Here is an 18789-nt window from a genome sequence, read left to right on the forward strand (position 1 = left end):
AATCTTTGTGACTATCAGTCCGTACTCACAAGCACCCACACGAATTGCTTGATTCGATTTGTTAAAGAGCGTTTGGTTAAGAGCTTTTCGTCTCAGCCGAGGCGCGCATTCTACGCTTTCCTCAGAGTGTGTCAAGCGTTTATTTTGAAGTTTTTTGCGAGAAACTCGTTTAGCTTCAAACACTTGACTCGCCGCGATCTCTCGTAGCGGGAGGCGAATAATACAGCGTTTAAAACCGCTGTCAACCTTCATCTCAACCGCTATCGATCATTCGATCGAAGCCCTTTCAGTGACCTCTTAACAATCTAACTCAATGAATTTCAAGGAGTTTGTCGTTCCGATGTCGCTGGAAGTGGGGCGCATTATAAGGGGATTCGAGAGGGCGTCAACCTTTAATTTCAAGAAATTGAAATAGAAGGGGAAACGACCGTATCAGGGCTGCCAGGTGCCTGCCTTAATCTATTCAGAGCCTGCCCCTCAAACCGCCCTCCCCTGCCTCCTGACAATCCTCGGCAATACCCGAGAAACCGCGGGAACCCGCATCACCATCAACACCACTCCAAAAAAAGCATAAATCGCCCACTCCCTCAAATCCGAACGAACAATCCAAAGGAAATGCAGCAAACCCAACCCAAGCACCGCATACACCAGCTTGTGCAGCTTCTTCCACCGCGCGCCCAACCGACGCTGGCTATACCGGTTCGAGGTAACTGCCAGCACCAGTAACCCAAGGAACCCCAGCGCCCCCACAATAATGTAAGGCCGCTTGCGCAACTCCACCGCCAACTGCCCCCAATCCAGCCCGAGAATAAAGAACAGATAGGCCAGGATATGCAGCACGATATAGGCAAACACCCATAACCCCAGCTGCCGCCGCACCACGATCCATCCCGACCAGCCCGTCAGCTTCTGCAGCGGCGTCATGCTCAATGTCACCAGCAGGAAAGTCAGCGCCCCAAGCCCAAGCCGGTCCATGATGATTTTTCCTGGATCCGGGCCAAGCAGACTCATCGCGGCCTCATACAACCACCACACCGGGAACAGACACCCCACGACAAAGATGCCCAGGCGTAACCAGGGATATCGCATCAATAGTTCTTCCGCAGATCGAGCCCGGTGTACAGCGACGCCACTTCATCGGCGTAACCATTGAACATCTGCGTCTGACGCACATTCGGACTGAACAGCCCGCTGGGCAAACGGCGCTCGCGCGCCTGAGTCCAGCGCGGATGGTCAACCGTCGGGTTCACATTGGCATAGAAACCATACTCATCCGGTGCCAGTCCCTGCCAGGTGGTCCCCGGCTGCTCGGCCACCAGGCTGATTCGCACGATCGACTTGATACTCTTGAAGCCATACTTCCATGGCACCACCAGACGTAACGGCGCACCATTCTGATTGGGCAGCTCCCGGCCATACATCCCCACGGCCAGAATCGCCAGAGGGTGCATCGCCTCATCCAGACGCAAGCCTTCTCTATAAGGCCAGTCGATCAAGGCAAACCCCGAACGCTGCCCGGGCATGTGCTGTGGATCCTCAAGCGTCTCGAAGCGGACATAGCGTGCCTTCGACGTCGGCTCCACCTGCTTGAGCACCTGTGCCAAGGGAAAGCCCAGCCAGGGAATGACCATCGACCACGCCTCGACGCAGCGCAGCCGGTAGATACGCTCTTCCAGCTGATAAGGTTTGACGAAGTCTTCCAGTGCATAGCGCCCCGGCTTGCCCACTTCGCCATCCACCACGACCGACCAGGGCGCGGTCTTCAGGCTGTCGCCATTGGCGGCCGGGTCGCCCTTGTCAGGCCCGAACTCATAGAAGTTGTTGTAGTGGGTGGCATCCTTGAACGGCGTGATCGCCTCATCCTTGACCGTCACCGCCTGCCAACGCGCCGCAGCGAGCTTGTCGGTGAACCAGCCCGGCGCGGAGCCGGCCGCCACATCGGCATAACGCGACACTTCGGCCGCGCTCGCCCCGCCGGGCAAAGCGCCCAGGGCCAGGCCGGCCAATGAGCCGCCGAGCAGGGTTCGACGGGAGAGGTAGATGCTTTCGGGGGTGATCTCCGCTGCATTGCAGTCGGAAGACCTGGGAAGCTTGATGAGCATGGTCGGCTCCACAGCACTGGATAACGGATGTACCAGTAAGACTATGGAGCCGGAGGGTTATTCCAGCATTAAGCGATTTTCACGCTTTGCGCCGGCGTGCCCGCAACAGGAACTGGATCGGGCCCGATGCCGCGTAGGCAAGGAAGACCAACAGCAGGATGCGCGGCGGGTCGCTGAACACCACGGCAAACACCAGCACCACCGCGAGGATTGCCACGAACGGCACGCGCCCCTTGAGGTCCAGCTCCTTGAAGCTGTTGTACTTGATGTTGCTGACCATCAGCATGCCGGCGGCGGCAACCAACAGTGCCACCAGGAACGACAGCTTGGAACCCTGGATACCATAGTCACTGAATGCCCAGACAGTACCGGCGACCACGCCGGCGGCGGCCGGGCTGGCCAGGCCGATGAAGTAGCGCTTGTCGGCAGTGCCGACCTGGGTATTGAAACGCGCCAGACGCAACGCAGCACCGGCCACATAGATGAAGGCGACCATCCAGCCGACCTTGCCCATGTCACCCAGTGCCCAACCAAAGGCCAGCAAGGCCGGGGCCACGCCGAAAGCAACCATGTCCGACAGGGAGTCGTACTCAGCGCCGAAGGCGCTCTGGGTATTGGTCATGCGTGCCACGCGGCCATCGAGGCCATCGAGCACCATGGCCACGAAGATCGCGATGGCGGCGAAGGCAAAATACTTGCTCGCCTCGCGCGGGTCACCGGCGCTCTGCGCACTCATCGAGCTGATGATGGAATAGAAACCGGCAAACAGGTTGGCGGTGGTGAACAGGTTGGGCAACAGATAGATGCCGCGGTGACGCACCTTGCGCCCTTCAGCGTCATGCCCTTCTTCAATGTGCTCATCGACAGGTAGCAGGCTTTCGGCGTCGGAGGGCTTGTTCGGCTCTTCGGGACGTTCGCTCATGGAGGGTACCTTGCAACAGGATGGAAAATGTTCGACACGGGCCCGCGAAACAGGTTCTGACGGCAGGCCACTGGTCTGCTTTATACCAGAAGCTGACTGCCAGAACGAAAAAACGCGGCCGAAGCCGCGTTTTTCATGTTGCGATGTTACTTAGTTCTTGGCTTTGTCGACGATCTTGTTCGCCGAGATCCAAGGCATCATCGAGCGCAGTTGCTCGCCGATGATTTCGATGCCGTGCGAAGCGTTGTTACGGCGCTTGGCAGTCATCGATGGGTAGTTGGTAGCACCTTCGGAGATGAACATCTTCGCGTATTCGCCGTCCTGGATGCGCTTCAGAGCATTGCGCATGGCCTTGCGGGATTCTTCGTTGATGACTTCCGGACCGGTGACGTACTCACCGTACTCGGCGTTGTTGGAGATCGAGTAGTTCATGTTGGCGATGCCGCCTTCGTACATGAGGTCAACGATCAACTTCAGCTCGTGCAGGCACTCGAAGTAGGCCATTTCCGGCGCGTAGCCAGCTTCGACCAGGGTTTCGAAACCGGCCTTGACCAGCTCGACGGTACCGCCACACAGAACAGCCTGCTCACCGAACAGGTCGGTTTCGGTCTCGTCCTTGAAGGTGGTTTCGATGATGCCGGTACGGCCACCACCGACGCCAGCAGCGTAGGACAGGGCGACGTTCTTGGCGTTGCCCGAAGCGTCCTGATAGATGGCGATCAGGTCAGGGATGCCGCCGCCTTTGACGAACTCGGAGCGAACGGTGTGGCCCGGGGCCTTCGGCGCGATCATGATCACGTCGAGGTCGGCACGCGGAACGACCTGGTTGTAGTGGATCGAGAAGCCGTGGGAGAAGGCCAGGGTAGCGCCCTTCTTGATGTTCGGCTCGATCTCGTTCTTGTACAGAGCACCCTGGAACTCGTCCGGGGTCAGGATCATGACCAGGTCGGCAGCAGCGACGGCAGTAGCCACGTCGGCAACTTTCAGGCCGTGGGCTTCGGCCTTGGCAACGGTTGCCGAACCTTTACGCAGACCGACGGTAACGTCTACACCGGAGTCCTTCAGGTTGCACGCCTGAGCGTGGCCCTGGGAGCCGTAACCGATGATGGCGACTTTCTTGCCCTGGATGATGGAAAGGTCGCAGTCTTTATCGTAGAAAACTTTCATGAAAATACCCCTGGTTATATCTCGGCCCCTGCGGAGCCATCGCTAATTTTTGAATTCAGATGCTGAGCACTTTGTCGCCACGGGCAATGCCGGTAACGCCGCTGCGCACGGTTTCGAGAATCGATGTGGTGCCGATCGCCTGGATGAAGCTGTCCAGTTTGTCGCTGGTGCCGCTCAGCTGCACGGTGTACACGCTGGCGGTCACATCGACGATCTGGCCACGGAAGATGTCCGTGGTGCGCTTGATCTCGGCGCGCTGGGCACCAGTGGCCTTGACCTTGACCAGCATCAGTTCGCGCTCGATGTGGGCGCTTTCCGACAGGTCGACGAGTTTCACCACCTCGACCAGTTTGTTCAGGTTCTTGGTGATCTGTTCGATCACTTCGTCATGGCCAACGGTGGTCAGCGTCAGACGCGACAGGGTCGGGTCTTCGGTCGGCGCCACGGTCAGGCTTTCAATGTTGTAGTTGCGCTGGGAGAACAGGCCGACCACACGGGACAGAGCACCAGGTTCGTTTTCCAGCAGCAAGGAAATGATGTGCCGCATATCAGGTACGCTCCGTCTTGCTCAGCCACATGTCACGCATCGAGCCATCCTTGATCTGCATCGGATAGACGTGCTCGCTGCGGTCGACCGCGATGTCGATGAACACCAGGCGGTCCTTCATCGCAAACGCTTCTTCCAGCTTCGGCTTGAGGTCCTTCAGGCTGGTGATGCGGATACCCACATGGCCATAAGCCTCAGCCAGCTTGATGAAGTCAGGCAGCGACTCGACGTACGAGTGCGAGTGACGACCGTTGTAGGCCATGTCCTGCCATTGGCGGACCATGCCCAGCACACCGTTGTTCAGGTTGACGATCTTCACCGGCAGGCCGTATTGCATGCAGGTGGACAGTTCCTGGATGTTCATCTGGATGCTGCCTTCGCCCGTTACGCAGGCCACGTCCTGGTCCGGGAAGTTGAGCTTGACGCCCATCGCCGCCGGGAAGCCGAAGCCCATGGTGCCCAGGCCACCGGAGTTGATCCAGCGGTTCGGCTTGTTGAAGCGGTAGTACTGTGCCGCAAACATCTGGTGCTGGCCAACGTCGGAGGTGACGAAGGCGTCGCCATTGGTCACTTCGCACAGTGTCTCGATGACTTTCTGCGGCTTGATGACGTTACCGTCGCCCTTGTCGTAAGGGAACAGTTCGCCATCACCACGCCACTCGTCGATCTGCTTCCACCAGGCATCCAGCGCCGCCTTCTCAGGCTGCTCGCCGATTTCCTTGAGAATGCCAAGCATTTCGCTGAGCACGCTGTCGACGGGACCGACGATCGGCACATCGGCCTTGATCAGCTTGGAGATCGACGCAGGGTCGATGTCGACATGGATGATCTTGGCGTTAGGGCAGAACTTGGCCGGGCCGTTGACCACGCGGTCGTCGAAACGGGCACCGACAGCGAAGATCACGTCGGCATTGTGCATGGCCATGTTGGCAGTGAAGCTGCCGTGCATGCCGAGCATACCGAGGAACTGACGGTCAGTACCCGGGAAGCCACCCAGACCCATCAGGGTGTTGGTGACGGGCAGGTTCAGCGACTTGGCGATCTCGGTCAGCGCTTCGGAACCACCGCCGAGGATCACACCGCCACCGGCGTAGACGATCGGACGCTTGGCAGCCAGCAGCATCTCGGCGGCCTTGCGGATCTGCCCCGAGTGACCACGTACAGCCGGGCTGTACGAACGCAGCTTGACCTTCTTCGGATAGACGTACTCGAACTTCTCGGCCGGGTTGGTCATATCTTTTGGAATGTCGACCACGACCGGGCCTGGGCGACCGGATTGCGCCAGGTAGAAGGCTTTCTTGAGTACTTCAGGGATCTCGGTCGGGTTCTTGATCATGAAGCTGTGCTTCACGATCGGCCGCGAGATACCGATCATGTCGGTTTCCTGGAAGGCATCGGTACCTACCATGGTGCTAGGCACCTGGCCGGACAGGATGACCATCGGGATCGAATCCATGTAGGCGGTGGCAATGCCGGTAATGGCATTGGTCGCGCCCGGGCCGGAGGTTACCAGCACCACACCGGCCTTGCCGGTGGCGCGAGCATAGCCGTCCGCCATATGGGTTGCCGCCTGCTCGTGACGAACCAGGATGTGTTCCACTTCCGGTTCTTTGAACAGTGCGTCGTAAACATGAAGGAGAGCACCACCAGGGTACCCGTAGATGTGCTTAACGCCTTCGTCACGCAAGAAGCGGACGACCATCTCAGCGCCAGATAAAAGCTCCACGTTGTTCACCTCTAAAACGCCAGAATACCGTCCCTAGTGGACGGGTCTTAATAGGTTTACTGCCAAGCAGAGCATGAGCGAACGTCAGCACTGACTGAGCAAGTATTGGGAGCGCCCCAGAGTGTTGCGGGGTTTTCCCACCCAGCGCGAGGTAACGCGTTGCGGGGTGTAACAGGTCGGCGCGGGTGTGCGCCTCATGATCTGCTTAGCGGGTCTGCTTCTGGCAGTCCCTCTACAGCGGAATCTGGATTCTTGTGATTTGGCGCCTACAAGTCAAGAAAAATTATTGCCAATTTTTCCCCAAGATGAATTCCTGCCACCACTAAAAACCGAGTCAGCAGCAGGAAAAATAAGATTTCCACAAAAAAGGGCCACAATCTGCGGCCCTTGATGAAAAAACTGAAGAAATCAGGCGGAAGGAGCGATCAATTGATCGAATGCTGCCAACAGTCGGCGCAGCTCCCGACTTTGTTCCGGACGATCGGTAAACACGGTTTCCGCCATCACCAGGATGCTCGAAGCATTGGGCAGCGGCTGGCCGAGTTCGATGATGATCTTCATGCGCGGCAGGAAGATCCACTGCAACCACTGTTCGAAGCTCAGGGTATCGACCGCGAACGGTACGGTACTGGCCAATGCTTCGTCGCTGGGCGGCTCGTCTTCCCACCAGCCTTGCACCTGCAGCTCGCGCTCGATGAGCAGCAGGTGGTCAGCGATATCGAGAACGCGTTGCTCGACCATCACGAGTTGACCCGCGCTTTCTGCCGCGCCAAGGCGGCACCGGCGCTGTCACCCTGCTTCTCGCGGGCCTGGGCGATGGTATTCCACAGCTCGGCCTGCAGGTCGGGGCGACCGTTGGCGTAGGTCAGTGCCCGGCGCGCCAGTTGCTCGGCCTGTGGTGCGTCGCCTTGTGACAGGCGCACCTGGGCCAGGCGGAACAATACCTGCGGCTCACGCGGGGCGATGCGCTGGGCACGCTCCAGGCTCGAGGCAGCGCCATTGTAGTCACCGCTACCCTGCTGCGACTGGGCGGTCGTCAGCAACGCCAGCACCGGGCCGTCGAGCTGTTCGTCAGCCGACAGGCCGCCGGAAGCCGCAGCGCTGCGAGGGATGCCGGTCGGTGCACTGGACGCAGCCGGCGTGCTGTTCATCGAGGCGATATCGAACGGTTCGTCCGCGATCGGGTTAGGGTTGGTGGTCATCGGTGCCGAAGTGACCGGGCCTGAGCTGACCGGCCCCGGTGTGATCGGAGCGGTGCTGATCGGCGCCGCGCCGTTGCCTGCCGGGAAGGTCTGGATGCCGGCGGCACCGGCGCCTTGCGGAATCATCACGGTTACGCCGGAGTCCTCGGGCAGCGACTGCGCCTGCGAGGTGCCGTTGCTCATGCCCGCAGCCGAACGATTGGCCTGGACACGCTCACTATTGGACACCCGGGTGCTCGAGTCCACTACCGGGATGTTGCCGCGCTGCACGCTGGAGCACCCTTGGAGCACCACCAGCGCCGTCACGGCAGGAAACAGCCACTTATTCAATTCACACCTCATCAATGCTGCTCGGGGCTCAGTTCATCCAGCCCTTGACCCAGTCCATGACCGATTCTGCCGGATTCTGCTCGCCACCGCAGGTTGCCCCGGCGGGCGGTTCGCTGCCGCGAATATACGGCATCTGCACCGCTCCCGGACAGCTGCCGTCGGAGCCATGGCCGCTGTATGGGTCGATCCATGCCTGCACCACGTTGTCTGGCTGTGGCATGTCCAGTGGCAGCGGGTCGGCCTTCTTCATGAAGCTGGTCCAGACCTGCAAGGCACCGGTAGCACCGGTAAATGGCGTTTTGCCGTTATCGTCACGGCCCATCCACACCACCGCCAGCAAGTCCTGGCTGAAGCCCGAGAACCAGCTGTCACGCGAATCGTTGCTGGTGCCGGTCTTGCCCGCCAGGGTCAGCGAACTTGGCAGCACGTTGTACACCGAACGGCCGGTACCCTCGCGCATCACCCGCTGCATGGCGTTCTGCACCAGGTAGATGGAACCCGGGTCGAAGGTCTGCTGGATCTGGAACGGATAGCGCTTGAGCGGCTCCCCTTCGGCGGTGAGCACGCTGCGAATGCCGCGCATCGGCGTGTTGAAACCACCGTTGGCGATGGTCTGGTACATCGTCGCGACCTGCATTGGCGACATGCCGCCAGCGCCCAACAGCATCGCCGGGAAGGCCGGCCAGTCGACGTTGACGCCGAGGCGGCCGATAGTCTTGATCACGTTCGGCACACCCACTTCCAGGCCGAGTTTCGCGGTCGACAGGTTCAGCGAGTTGGCCAGGCCCTGGTACAGGTAGATCGTACCGTGCGAGCGCCGGTCATAGTTCTGCGGACGCCACACCTGGCCGTCGGCCCCCTTGACCGAGAACGCCTCATCCTGCACCCAGGTGGTCAGGGTGTATTTGCTTGGCTGCTCCAGCGCGGTCAGGTAGACCGCCGGCTTGACCAGCGAGCCGATCGGCCGCACGGCATCGATGGCACGGTTGAAACCGGCAAAACCGGACTGGCGGCTGCCGATCAGTGCCTGCACCTCGCCGGTTTCCGGATTGGTCACGACCATCGCCGACTCCACCTCGTCGGCACCTTTGCGCCCGGCCAGGCGCTTGAAGGTTTCGGCCATGGAGGTTTCGGCCTTCATCTGCAGGATCGGGTCGAAGCTGGTGAAGATGCGCAGGCCTTCTTCGGTCAAGTCTTCATCGCGGTAGTCCTGGCGCAGCTGACGCTTGACCAGGTCGAGGAAGGCCGGGAACGAGCTGTCGGCGAGGCTGCCACGCTTGGTCACGCCCAGCGGCATCTTCTTCGCCGCATCGACTTCCGCCTGGCTGGCCACGCCCTGCTCGGCCACCAGGTCAAGGACCAGATTACGCCGCGCCAGCGCACGCTCGGGGTAACGCCGCGGGTTGTAATAGGACGGCCCCTTGACCATGCCCACCAGCAAGGCAATCTGGTGCAGTTTCAGCTCCGACAGCGGCTGGCTGAAGAAGAACTGGCTGGCCAGGCCAAAGCCATGCACGGCGCGCTGGCCATCCTGGCCGACAAACACTTCGTTGAGGTAGGCCTCGAGGATTTCGCGCTTGTCGTAGTGCATTTCCAGCAGCACGGCCATCATCGCTTCGGTCAGCTTGCGGCTGAGGCTACGTTCGCTGGTCAGGTAGAAGTTCTTCACCAACTGCTGGGTCAGGGTACTGCCACCCTGGCGCATGGAACCTGCCGAGGTGTTGACCCACATGGCCCGGGCGATGGACTTGGGCGACACGCCGAAGTGGCTGTAGAAATCCCGGTCCTCGGTCGCTACCAGGGTTTCGAGCAGGTGGGGTGGCACCTGGTCAATCTTGATCAGGATGCGGTCTTCGAGGTTTTTCGGGTAGATACCCCCGATCATCAGCGGCTCGAGGCGTACCACGTCGAGCTTCTTGCCGTTGGCGCCAGTAAGGCCTGCGACGAAGTCGCCGGAGAAACGCACCCGCACGAACTGCGCAGGCTCCATGCCCTCGTAGAACTGGAAGCCACGGGTGTTGAGGTCGACGGTGTTGCCGTTGACCGCCGCCGCGCCTGGGCCGTTGGCTGCACTTTCACGCCGGTAGCCGAGGGCATCGAGTTCGGTGAGGAAGTCGTTCTTGCTCAGTTTCTGGCCGGTGAACAGCTCCAACGGCCGGGCATACACCTTGGCCGGGATGGTCCAGCGCTTGCCGGAAAACTTCTCCTGAACGATGGCATCGAGGTAAACCGCGAAGCCGGCAACGATCACCAGGCCGACCAGGCTGAGCTTCAAGGCCCAGCCCAGCCAGGCGCGCGAGCGGCCGGTCGGGCGTTTCTGAGGGGTGCGAGTATTTCGGGTTCGAGTCATGGCGGCGGATTATACGCACTTTGTAAAAGGTAGGCAGGCGCCCTCTGGCGGTAGGCAGGGACGGCACCATTGACCATAATGGCGCTTTCGAATTCCCTGCCTGCGGAAGGATTTCCTTTGAGCCAAGCCTTGATCAACGCGTTGCAGAACCCTGCCCTGTACCCTCACCCCGTGGACGGGTTCCAACTCATCGAGACGCACATCTCCTGGGTACTGCTCACTGGCGAGTACGCCTACAAGATCAAGAAGCCGATGAATTTCGGCTTCCTCGACTTCACTCGTCTGGACCAGCGCCAGCATTTCTGTAATGAAGAGTTGCGCCTGAACCAGCGCCTGACCGAGGGTCTTTACCTTGAAGTGCTGCCGATCACCGGCAATGCCCAAGCGCCGCAGATCGGCGGTGAAGGCGAAGTGATCGAATATGCGCTGAAGATGCGCCAGTTCCCCCAGGGCCAGATGCTCAGCACCCTGCAGGCCAATGGCGAACTGCACACCGGCCACATCGACCAGATGGCCCGGCAGATTGCCGAATTCCACCTGCAGGCACCGCAAGTGTCGCCGGAACACCCGCTGGGCACCCCGGAAAGCGTGATGGCCCCGGTCGAACAGAACTTCGAGCAGATTCGCCCGTTCCTCAGCGATAAAGCCGACCTGCAGCAACTGGACAACCTTCAGGCCTGGGCACGCAGCAGCTTCGAGCGCCTGCATGGCCTGCTGCAGGCGCGCAAGGCCAACGGTTTCATCCGTGAGTGCCACGGTGACATTCACCTGGGCAACGCCACGCTGATCGACGGCAAGGTGGTGATCTTCGACTGCATCGAGTTCAACGAGCCGTTCCGCCTGACCGACGTCTACGCCGACGTCGGCTTCCTGGCGATGGACCTGGAAGACCGCGGTCTGAAGTGCCTTGCCCGGCGCTTCGTCAGCCAGTACCTGGAACTGACCGGCGACTACGCAGGCCTGGAACTGCTGAACTTCTACAAGGCTTACCGTGCACTGGTCCGGGCCAAGGTCGCCCTGTTCAGCCTCTCGGCCGATGCCGACGGCGTGCAGCGTGCCACCACCCTGCGCACCTACCGCAACTACGCCAACCTGGCGGAAAGCTACAGCGCCATCCCTTCCCGCCTGCTGGCCATCACCCACGGCGTCTCGGCAGTGGGCAAGAGCCACGTGGCCATGCGCCTGGTCGAGGCGCTGGGTGCGGTTCGCGTGCGCTCGGATGTGGAACGCAAGCGCCTGTTCGGTGAGCAATCGCAACAGCACGCGGGCCAGCTCGCTGCTGGCATCTATGACCAGGACGCCAGCGGGGCGACCTACCAGCGCCTGCATGAGCTGGCGGCGACGATCTTGCGCGCCGGCTTCCCGGTGGTGCTCGATGCCACCTACCTCAAGGCCGAGCAACGCCAGGCCGCAGCCGCCGTGGCCAGCGAAACGGGTGTGCCATTCCTGATCCTCGACTGCCATGCCCCGGAAGCGGTGATCGCCAGCTGGCTGGAGCAGCGCCAGGCCGAGAACAGCGACCCGTCGGATGCCACACTGGAAGTGGTCAAGGCCCAGCAAGCCAGCCGTGAGCCGCTGGATGCCCAGGAGCTGGCTCACAGCACCCGCATCGATACCCAGGAAGCCAGCGGCATGGACCAGGTGATCGAACAGATTCGGCAGCGTTTGCCAGGCCTTTAAGTCCACCACGTCCCAGCTTCGACCACTTTGCGGGCATGCCCGCGAAGTGGTCGGCACAGCCCCCCCCGCAGGCAGCTCGTCGTCCCCGATGGCAAAAGGCCGCGCATTTCCCAACCCCCGCTACACTCCTCTCTGACCTGCTCGCGATTTATCCCCTAGACCCGTTCAGCCATCGCAAGGAGGCTCGATGAACGATGAATTGCAGCACCTGAAAAATCTTGGCAAGACCTCTGCCCAGTGGTTGCATGCGGCCGGCATCCACAGTGCATCGGACTTGCGCCGGTTGGGCGCCGTAGGTGCCTACCAGGCCGTGAAAACACGAGGATTCCGGGCGTCGAAGGTGCTGTTGTACGCCATTGAAGGTGCATTGCTGGACATGCACTGGAACGATTTGCCGGCTGAACGCAAGGAGGCGCTCAATCAGCAACTCGATGCGAAATGCCCCCTGCAAAAAAATATGAAATAAATGCTCGAAGGGGATTGACGCCGTAATGAGAATCGTTATGATTATCACAACTGGTCGCGAGACTGGTTGGATAAACTAAGAGCCCCTGGTTCGGACTCTCAGATTATCTCCTCATCAGGCTAATCACGGTTATTGACCCGGCATTTTGCCGGGTCTTTTTTTGCCCGCAGGTTTGGCATGGCAGGCACAGACCCCGTCGCCGGCACGGGCACACGCTAACGACGCAGTTGAGCGCAATAATCTTGCTCGGGCATTGACGCCGTATACCAAACGTAGTCGGCCATTCCGGGCTCGACTTGCTCACCGACCTCGGCCAGCAGCACCACCTTGCTCGCGCCCTTCGCGCCCAGATCGGCAAGGTGCAATGGCACCCCCAGATCCTTGCGCGCATGGTATGCCCCCGTGAACAACAGTGCCGGCTGCGGCGCCACCAGCAAACGCTCGGCGATACGCCGATCCCGCTGTTGCTGCACCGCCAGCATCGCTGGCAACTGGCTATCCGGCAGCAGGCCACAATGGCCTTGCTTCACCTGCTCGAGCAGCGCCGCCCTGACCGCCGGTGCATTCGACTGGGTGCCTGGCAGAACCGCCGGGTTGCGATAGGCCTGGCGCATTTCTGTGGGTGACAGGTTGGCTGCCAACAGGGGTACGTGCTGTTGCAAAGCTTCTTGCACGATAGGGCCGTAAAGCTGCCAGTCCCAGCCGTCTTCCCAGGCCAGGGCCTTGGGCAGGTCCTGCGGCAATTGCGCCTGCCCCGCAAGCGCATCGACGCGTGGCTGCTGTTCGGGTTGCAGCATTTCCAGCAGCAGGCTGCCCTGCGCTCGGCGTTGCTGCAACGCACGCATCAGCCACAGCTGCAAGGCATGATGGTCCGGGTTGTCATGCTTCTCACCCACCAGCACGCGCGGCGCATCGGCCAGGCCCTCGATCAGCTGTTCAGGGCTGATCAGCCGCCCGCTGGTCAGGTCGTGTATCTGCCCCAGCTCGGTGCTATTGCGCCCTTCGCTGCTCTGCCAGGCAGGCAACGGCGGAAGGCTGGCCTGGCAGCCACTCAGCGCCAACGCCAGGCACAGCAACGAACCGCACAGCAACGGATGACTCATGGGCAGTGCCTCCTAGCGGGTTATGATCAGCGGGTGACCCCGCTCCGGGTGTGCCTGCACCAGCACTTCGATACCGAACACGGCCTTGAGCGCCGCAGGTGTCAGTACCTCTTGCGGCGTGGCCAGGGCATGGCAGCGCCCGCTTTCAAGCAGCAGGATGCGATCACAGTAGCGCGCCGCCAGGTTCAGGTCATGCAGGATCACCAGCACTGCAGCGCCGCCGTCGGCAAAACGACGCACGGCTTGCAAGGTGGTGTGCTGATGCAACGGGTCGAGCATCGAAGTCGGTTCATCGAGCAACAGCGTGGCACCCTCCTCACCCGGCCACAGCTGAGCCAGCACGCGGGCCAGGTGCACCCTTTGCCGCTCGCCACCCGACAAGGCCAGGTAGCTGCGCCCCACCAGGTGCGAGGCATCCGCTGCCTGCAGAGCCTCGTCAATGATCTCGGCGTCGCGCTGTTGCCCGGTGCCGTGTGGCATGCGCCCCATGGCCACCACTTCCTCGACCTTGAACGAAAACCCCAGGCTGGACACCTGCGGTAGCACCGCCAGGCGCCTGGCACGCTCCTGCCCGGCCCAGTGAGCCAGTGGCCGGCCTTGTAGCGTCACATTGCCGCGGTCCGGTGCCAACTCGCCACACAGCACCCCGAGCAGGCTGCTCTTGCCGGCGCCATTCGGGCCGAGCACGCCCACCACCTGCCCGGGACTCAAGTGCAGATCAATACCGTGCAACACGTCATTGCTGCCCCGCTTAAGGTGCAGCCCCTCGACTTGCAACATCAGCTGCGCCCTCGTATCAGCAGAAGCAGGAAGAACGGCGCGCCGATAAAGGCAGTGACGATGCCGATCGGCAGCTCGGCAGGCGCCAACAGCAAGCGCGCCGCGAGATCGGCGAACAGCATGAGCACACCCCCGGCCAGCAACGACGCGGGCAGTACCACGCGATGATCGGGCCCTGCCAGCAAACGCACTAGGTGAGGAACCACCAGGCCGATGAAACCGATCAGCCCCGCGGCGGCCACCGCTGCCCCCACACCCAATGCCGTGCAGAACACCAGTTCGCGCTTGAGCCGCTCGACGTCGACGCCCAGGTGACGGGCCTCCGACTCGCCCAGCAACAAGGCATTCAGCGCCTTCGCGCGGCGCGGCAACCACAGCGCCACACCGCCTGCTATAAGCAGCAAGGGCCACAGACGCTCATAGCTGGCACCATTGAGGCTGCCCAGGTTCCAGAAGGTCAGCGTACGCAGGGTGGCATCATCGGCCAGGTAGGAAAACAGGCCGACGGCAGCACCGCCCAGCGCCGTCATGGCCACACCGGCCAACAGCATCGTGGCGACATTGGTCTGCCCGTCGCGACGCCCAAGGCGATAGACCAGCGCAGTGACCCCCAGCCCACCGATGAAGGCACACAGTGACAACAGATAAGGGGCCAGCGCATCCGGCAGGCCACCAAGCCAACTGCCACCCACGATGGCCACCGCCGCGCCCATCGCCGCACCGGCGGCAACCCCCACCAGGCCCGGGTCGGCCAACGGGTTACGAAAGAGCCCCTGCATGGCCACACCAGACAACGCCAGTACCGCCCCCACCGCCAACCCCAGCAAGGTGCGCGGCAGCCGGATTTGTCCCAGGATCATCTCGGCCTGCTGCAGGCCGTCTGCCGCAATTGGCAAACCCAACAGGCGCAGGCCTGCGCGCAGGGTATCGATCATCGGCAGGCTGACGGGCCCTAGGGCCAGCGACAGCCAGACTGCCAGCAGGCACAGCAATGTCAGGCAAACAAACAGTGTTCGCGGCTGGATCCGTTGTTTCATTTAGCGGTGCTTGCCGGGTAGAACGCAGTCGCCAGTTCCTGCAGGGCGGTTGGCAGGCGCGGGCCAAGGCCACCCACCAGCAATGTCGGGTCGAGCGACACCAGGCGCTTGTCGCGCACTGCACGGGAAGCGGCCAGGGCGGGGTTTTCCTTGAGCAGTGCGTGCAAGGCCTGCTCGCCGCTCAGTGCACGGTCGGAGAACACCACCACATCCGGGTCGAGCGCCGCCAGCGCCTCATTGGAGAAGTTCTTGTAGCCCTGGTGCTCGGCCAGGTTGCGCGCCCCTGCCTGACGCAACAGCCAGTCCCCTGCCGTGCCCTGCCCGGCAATCAGCGGTTTGGCACCCGCATGGCCAACCAGCAGCAATACACCTGGCGCCTTGTGATGCTGCTGGGCCTGCTGCACCTGCTGCTGCAGCGCTTCAAGTTGCTGGTGATAGCTGGCCGCCAGCTGTGCCGCTTTCTCCTCGACGCCCAGCAAACTCCCCAGCTGCTTCAGATTCTGGTCCACGGCAGCCAGCTCGGCCTGGCTGGAGAACAGCTCGACACGTACGCCCGCCTTGCGCACCTGCGCCAACACCGGCGGTGGCCCCATTTCTTCGGTGCCGACCAGCACATCCGGGCGCAGGCTGAGAATGCCCTCGGCCGACAACTGCCGTTGGTAACCGATACTCGGCAAGGCCTTCAGCGACTCGGGGTGCTGGCTGGTGGTATCGACGCCCACCAGGCGTGGCTCGCCGCCCAATTCACTGATCCACTCGCTGAGCGCCCCGCCAGCACTGACCCAGCGCTGTGGCAAGTCGGCAGCCAAGGCCTGGGTGGCAACAACGAGAGCTGCGCACAGGGCGAGCAAGGCAGCGGGACGGCGCATCATCGGATTCCTTCTGAAGACGGGCCGCACACCTTGTGGCGAGCGGCGGAACTGCGCACCATAGACGACTGGCGCAGCGAATGCGGGCAATTTGATAATTATTCGCATTGAAGCGTCAAGCCATCACTTTGTTTCACGAGCCTTCCCTGCAATGCATTTTCTCTGCTCTTCCGCGGCCCTGGCCGAGGGCCACAGCCGCGCCTTCAGCGTAGACGGCATCGACCTGTTCGGCGTGCGCCGCCACGGTCAGGTGCATCTCTACCGCAACCGCTGCCCGCATCGCGGCATCCCGCTGAACTGGGCGCGAGACGCCTTTCTCGACGACAGTGCAAGCCTGATCCACTGCGCCCATCATGGCGCGCTGTTTCTGATCGACAGCGGTGAGTGCGTGGCTGGCCCCTGCGAAGGCGAGATGCTGCAGGCCCTGGACTGCCATGAAGACAGCCAGGGTATCTGGTTCAAGGGTTGAGCAGCACCGGCAGCGGGCGGTCGATGACGATTCGCGAGGCATCCAGGCGTACACCGTAAGCCAGTACCTCGACCCCGTCCGCCACCGCAGCGCGCAGGGCGTCGGCATAGGCAAAGTCGATTTCGTCGGCGGGGCGCACGGCCTCGACACCGGTCAGGTTCACACAGTACAGCTGCACCGCACGAATGCCCTGGCGGGCCAAGGCCGCCAGCTCGCGCAGGTGCTTGGCGCCACGCTGGGTCACGGCATCCGGGAAGGCCGCCACGGCGTTATCCGGGTAACCCAGGGTCACACTCTTGACCTCGACATAGGCCGGCCCGTCGGCGAACTCCAGGCGAAAATCCACCCGGCTGCGTTCTTCACCGTAAGCCACCTCACGTTTCAGCGCAGTAAAACCGGCCAATTCATGGATCACCCCGGCGTGCAGTGCCTCTTCAACCAGTGCATTGGCCCGCCCGGTATTGATACAGGCCAGGCGGCCCTGGGGCGTTTCGCTGATTTCCCAAGTGCCTGGCAGCTTGCGCTTGGGGTCGTTGGAGCGGCTGAACCACACCTGCCCGCCCTCGCGCATGCAATTGAGCATGGAGCCGGTGTTCGGACAGTGGATGGTCAACTGCTCGCCATTGGCCAGTTCGATGTCGGCCAAAAAGCGCTTGTAGCGGCGCAGCAGGCGCCCTTGTTCAAGTTGAGGAAAGTACACCCGTTTACCCCTGCCAGTTCCGCAGGCCGCGGGCAATACGCGCGACGGCCTCTTCCAGCCGGGGCAGGCTCTGGGTGTAGGCAAAACGCACGTGATGCCCGGCCAGGTGGCGGCCGAAATCCAGGCCTGGGGTGAATGCCAGGTGCTCGGTTTCCAGGAAGTGCCGGCAGAACGCGAAGGCGTCGCCGCCGAAGGCGCTGATGTCGGCGTACAGGTAGAACGCCCCCTGCGGCTCGACGGCGATGCGGAAGCCCAGTTCACGCAGGGCCGGCAACAGATAGTCACGGCGAAGGGCGAACTCGGCACGGCGCTCTTCGAAAATTGCCAGGGTTTCCGGCTGGAAGCAGGCCAGCGCCGCATGCTGGGCCATGCTCGGTGCGCTGATGTAGAGGTTCTGCGCCAGTTTCTCCAGATCGGCCACGGCATCGGGCGGAGCCACCAGCCAACCGAGCCGCCAGCCAGTCATGCCGAAATACTTGGAAAAACTATTAAGGACGAAGGCCGAGTCGTCCACTTCCAGCACACTCGGTGCGTCCATGCCGTAGGTCAGGCCGTGGTAGATCTCGTCCACCACCAGGTGGCCATGGCGTTCACGCGTGGCCTTGGCCAGGCTGGCCAGCTCGTCGCGGCCCAGTACGGTGCCCGTCGGGTTGGCTGGCGAGGCGACCAGGGCGCCGACGCTGTCCTTGTCCCAGTAACGTTCGATCAGCTCGGCGGTGAGCTGGTAGTTGGTCTCCGGCCCCACCGGCACCAACTGCGCGCCGCCTTCGACCAGGCGCAGGAAGTGGCGGTTGCACGGGTAACCCGGGTCGGCCAGCAGCCAATGCTTGCCGGGATCGACCAACAGGCTGCTGGCCAGCAGCAGCGCGCCGGAGCCGCCCGGCGTGACCAGAATCCGCTCCGGGTCAATCTGCAGGCCATAACGCTGGCCATAGAACCCGGCGATGGCCTCGCGCAGCGCTGGCAGCCCGCGGGCGGCGGTATAGCGGGTATGCCCGGCAGCCAGCGCGGCCTGGCCGGCAGCGACGATCGGTGCGGCGGTGGTGAAGTCGGGTTCGCCGATTTCCAGGTGGATCACATCGTGCCCGGCGGCTTGAAGTTCGTTGGCCCGCGCCAGCAACGCCATGACGTGGAAGGGTTCGATGGCGCGACTGCGCGCACTGTAGGGGTGGGCCATGACCTTCTCTCAATTGGGTCTAAACTAGACATTCTACCTTTGCAAGGCACCGAACGTGCGGCTCCTGCCGCTGTCAACAGCTAGGATCGGGCGGGGTAGCGCACCCCCGATCTATCTGGTAAGTTCGGCGGCTCGCAGTCGCAGGGCCGGCGGGTGCCGGAG

General features: G+C 62.1%; 18 protein-coding genes. 3 read left to right on the forward strand and 15 right to left on the reverse strand.

The window, feature by feature from the left end; all coding sequences use genetic code 11:
• Positions 1 to 477 precede the first annotated feature (477 nt).
• The 9 genes from msrQ to mrcB form a co-directional block, all read right to left on the reverse strand.
• Positions 478 to 1089: a protein-methionine-sulfoxide reductase heme-binding subunit MsrQ gene (gene msrQ, locus ACIPW4_RS16775; protein WP_400659696.1), complete on the reverse strand. Its 612-nt coding sequence runs from the start codon at positions 1087 to 1089 to the stop codon at positions 478 to 480.
• Positions 1089 to 2102, reverse strand: coding sequence for a protein-methionine-sulfoxide reductase catalytic subunit MsrP (gene msrP, locus ACIPW4_RS16780; protein ID WP_400659698.1), 1014 nt, complete (start codon positions 2100 to 2102; stop codon positions 1089 to 1091). Before msrP ends, msrQ begins: the two co-directional genes overlap by 1 nt.
• A gap of 79 nt (positions 2103 to 2181) precedes the next feature.
• Entirely contained in the window at positions 2182 to 3024 is an 843-nt protein-coding gene (gene pssA, locus ACIPW4_RS16785; RefSeq protein WP_400659701.1) for a CDP-diacylglycerol--serine O-phosphatidyltransferase, read from the reverse strand.
• A gap of 150 nt (positions 3025 to 3174) precedes the next feature.
• A complete protein-coding gene (gene ilvC, locus ACIPW4_RS16790) occupies positions 3175 to 4191 on the reverse strand; it encodes a ketol-acid reductoisomerase (RefSeq protein WP_056795202.1) in 1017 nt (338 codons plus the stop codon).
• 55 nt (positions 4192 to 4246) lie between these two features.
• Positions 4247 to 4738: an acetolactate synthase small subunit gene (gene ilvN / locus ACIPW4_RS16795; protein ID WP_400659704.1), complete on the reverse strand. Its 492-nt coding sequence runs from the start codon at positions 4736 to 4738 to the stop codon at positions 4247 to 4249.
• 1 nt (position 4739) lies between these two features.
• A complete protein-coding gene (locus ACIPW4_RS16800; RefSeq protein WP_400659707.1) occupies positions 4740 to 6464 on the reverse strand; it encodes an acetolactate synthase 3 large subunit in 1725 nt (574 codons plus the stop codon).
• A gap of 408 nt (positions 6465 to 6872) precedes the next feature.
• Positions 6873 to 7205: a YqcC family protein gene (locus ACIPW4_RS16805; RefSeq protein WP_400659710.1), complete on the reverse strand. Its 333-nt coding sequence runs from the start codon at positions 7203 to 7205 to the stop codon at positions 6873 to 6875.
• Positions 7205 to 8008: a tetratricopeptide repeat protein gene (locus ACIPW4_RS16810; protein ID WP_400659712.1), complete on the reverse strand. Its 804-nt coding sequence runs from the start codon at positions 8006 to 8008 to the stop codon at positions 7205 to 7207. The genes ACIPW4_RS16805 and ACIPW4_RS16810 overlap by 1 nt, the downstream gene beginning before the upstream one ends.
• A gap of 16 nt (positions 8009 to 8024) precedes the next feature.
• Positions 8025 to 10346, reverse strand: coding sequence for a penicillin-binding protein 1B (mrcB, locus tag ACIPW4_RS16815; protein ID WP_400659715.1), 2322 nt, complete (start codon positions 10344 to 10346; stop codon positions 8025 to 8027).
• Between the two features lie 117 nt (positions 10347 to 10463).
• Here mrcB and ACIPW4_RS16820 point away from each other — a divergent pair, with 117 nt between their 5' ends.
• Both ACIPW4_RS16820 and ACIPW4_RS16825 read left to right on the forward strand, forming a co-directional pair.
• On the forward strand, positions 10464 to 12026 hold the full coding sequence (locus ACIPW4_RS16820) for an AAA family ATPase (protein ID WP_400659717.1): 1563 nt from the start codon (positions 10464 to 10466) through the stop codon (positions 12024 to 12026).
• 187 nt (positions 12027 to 12213) lie between these two features.
• The gene (locus tag ACIPW4_RS16825; protein WP_400659719.1) at positions 12214 to 12492 is read left to right on the forward strand and encodes a TfoX/Sxy family protein; all 279 of its coding nucleotides are present in this window, start codon (positions 12214 to 12216) and stop codon (positions 12490 to 12492) included.
• A gap of 215 nt (positions 12493 to 12707) precedes the next feature.
• On the opposite strand, the gene ACIPW4_RS16830 is transcribed toward ACIPW4_RS16825, so the two are convergent.
• The 4 genes from ACIPW4_RS16830 to ACIPW4_RS16845 are packed head-to-tail and all read right to left on the reverse strand — an operon-like array spanning position 12708 to position 16284.
• Complete coding sequence (locus ACIPW4_RS16830) at positions 12708 to 13595, reverse strand: ChaN family lipoprotein (RefSeq protein ID WP_400659721.1); 888 nt, start codon at positions 13593 to 13595, stop codon at positions 12708 to 12710.
• Positions 13596 to 13607: 12 nt separating this feature from the next.
• Positions 13608 to 14375, reverse strand: a complete 768-nt coding sequence (locus tag ACIPW4_RS16835; protein ID WP_400659724.1) for a heme ABC transporter ATP-binding protein — start codon at positions 14373 to 14375, stop codon at positions 13608 to 13610.
• On the reverse strand, positions 14375 to 15358 hold the full coding sequence (locus ACIPW4_RS16840) for a FecCD family ABC transporter permease (protein WP_400660167.1): 984 nt from the start codon (positions 15356 to 15358) through the stop codon (positions 14375 to 14377). Before ACIPW4_RS16840 ends, ACIPW4_RS16835 begins: the two co-directional genes overlap by 1 nt.
• A gap of 50 nt (positions 15359 to 15408) precedes the next feature.
• Positions 15409 to 16284, reverse strand: a complete 876-nt coding sequence (locus ACIPW4_RS16845; protein ID WP_400659725.1) for a hemin ABC transporter substrate-binding protein — start codon at positions 16282 to 16284, stop codon at positions 15409 to 15411.
• 148 nt (positions 16285 to 16432) lie between these two features.
• Here ACIPW4_RS16845 and ACIPW4_RS16850 point away from each other — a divergent pair, with 148 nt between their 5' ends.
• Positions 16433 to 16750 carry a Rieske (2Fe-2S) protein gene (locus ACIPW4_RS16850; RefSeq protein WP_400659728.1) on the forward strand — a complete coding sequence of 106 codons (318 nt, stop codon included), beginning with the start codon at positions 16433 to 16435 and terminating at the stop codon, positions 16748 to 16750.
• Here ACIPW4_RS16850 and sfsA read toward each other — a convergent pair.
• A complete protein-coding gene (gene sfsA, locus ACIPW4_RS16855) occupies positions 16740 to 17450 on the reverse strand; it encodes a DNA/RNA nuclease SfsA (protein WP_400659730.1) in 711 nt (236 codons plus the stop codon). The genes ACIPW4_RS16850 and sfsA overlap by 11 nt on opposite strands.
• 4 nt (positions 17451 to 17454) lie before the next feature.
• Positions 17455 to 18627 (reverse strand): pyridoxal phosphate-dependent aminotransferase, encoded by a 1173-nt coding sequence (locus ACIPW4_RS16860; RefSeq protein ID WP_400659733.1) that lies wholly within the window; start codon positions 18625 to 18627, stop codon positions 17455 to 17457.
• Between the last annotated feature and the right edge of the window lie 162 nt (positions 18628 to 18789).

The organism is Pseudomonas sp. NPDC089996, from assembly GCF_044748405.1.
Classification (GTDB): Bacteria; Pseudomonadota; Gammaproteobacteria; order Pseudomonadales; family Pseudomonadaceae; genus Aquipseudomonas.